This window comes from Kitasatospora sp. NPDC001660 (assembly GCF_053596725.1).
Genome location: NZ_JBSFGU010000135.1, coordinates 1 through 1,583 on the forward strand (window position 1 = coordinate 1; position 1,583 = coordinate 1,583).

Here is a 1,583-nt window from a genome sequence, read left to right on the forward strand (position 1 = left end):
AGCTTGACGTTTAACCTCGCAGGTCACCCGACCTGCTGATCTGCGGTTCTTCCCGAGACAGCGGAGGCGGCCGTTCTCCACGCTTCGAGATGTCGAGTCACGAAGCACGAGAGAACGGCCGCTGCCTATGAGTCTCCCAGTCGATGCGTCCGGAAGCGCGGCATTGGACGTCTTGTCCCGCTTTCGGGTCGAGTTCTACGACTGCCTTTACGCCCGCCAGGACGCGCTCTTCGAGCTCACCGATGCGGTGCTGTGTACGGACGGGCCGGTGAAGACGCTGGTCGAACTGTCGCTGGCCCTCGAGCACCGGCGCGGGCACGGAGCCCTGTACGCCGCGCTGGACCGGGGCTGGTGCGAGCCCGCCCGCCTGCGCCGTGCCCTGGCCGGCCTGCCGCTGCCCCGCGCGGCCGACGGGCGGATCGTACTGGCCGTCGACGTGAGCAACTGGCTCCGGCCCGACGCCCCCACCAGCGATGACCGGCTGTTCTGCCACGTCTACGGGCGCGGGGACCGCAGCAAGGACCAGTTCGTTCCCGGCTGGCCGTACTCCTTCGTCGCGGCCCTGGAGACCGGCCGGACCTCCTGGACCGCGCTGCTGGACGCCGTGCGCCTCGGACAGGCGGACGACGCGACCGCCGTCACCGCCGACCAACTCCGCGATGTGGTAACCAGGTTGATACAGGCCGGGCAATGGCACGATGACGACCCCGAGATCTGGGTCGTCATGGACTCCGGCTACGACGTCGCCTACCTCTCTCATGCGCTGGCGGACCTGCCGGTCGTGCTGGTCGGGAGACTGCGCTCGGACCGCGTGATGCTCCGCGATGCCGGGCCTGCCCGCTCCGGCCCGAAGGGCGGCCGGCCTCGCAAGCACGGCGGCGTCCTGTCCTTCGCCCGGCCCGACAGCTGGCACGAACCCGAGGTCACCACGGTCACCGACTCCACCCGCTATGGCAAGGCCGAGGCGATGGCCTGGGACCGGATGCATCCCCGGCTCACCCACCGCGGCCCCTGGCTGGACCTGGCCGAGGAGGAACTGCCCGTCCTGCACGGCACGTTGATGCGCCTGAAGGTGGAGCGTCTGCCGGGTGACCGCGACCCGAAGCCGGTCTGGCTCTGGGTCTCGGCAACCGCCGCCGCACCGGCGGACGTGGACCGCTGGTGGCAGGCGTTCCTCCGCAGATTCGATCTCGAACACACCTTCAGGCTGATGAAACAGACCCTCGGCTGGACCGCTCCGAAGATCCGCCACGCCGACAGCGCCGACCTGTGGACCTGGCTGGTCATCGCCGCCCACACCCAGCTCCGTCTCGCCCGCCCGCTCGCCGAGGACCTACGCCGGCCCTGGGAACGGCCGGCCGGGCCCCGCCGTCTGACCCCCGCCCGGGTCCGGCGGGGGTTTCGCAACATCCGCGCGACCACGGCCCGTCCGGCGTCCGCACCGAAACCATCCCGACCAGGGCCTGGACGGCCCGCAGGCTCGAAGAACAAGCGCCGCGCCAAGCACCACGACGTCGGCAAGTCCGTGAAACGCGCCGAGTCGATCAAGGAACACCAAGCGCAGCGAGGTTAAACGCCAAGCT

The 1,583-nt window shown here is 70.2% G+C and carries 1 protein-coding gene; it reads left to right on the plus strand.

The genetic code is table 11. The features are described from left to right. Window positions 1–127 precede the first annotated feature (127 nt). Window positions 128–1,573, plus strand: a complete 1,446-nt coding sequence (locus ACWCXH_RS39880) for an NF041680 family putative transposase (protein WP_449806410.1) — start codon at window positions 128–130, stop codon at window positions 1,571–1,573. Window positions 1,574–1,583: the final 10 nt, after the last annotated feature.

What these genes read in the sequence shown, in the direction of transcription:
- ACWCXH_RS39880 (WP_449806410.1), top strand. Translation starts at nt 128, where the DNA reads ATGAGTCTCCCAGTCGATGCGTCCGGAAGCGCGGCATTGGACGTCTTG.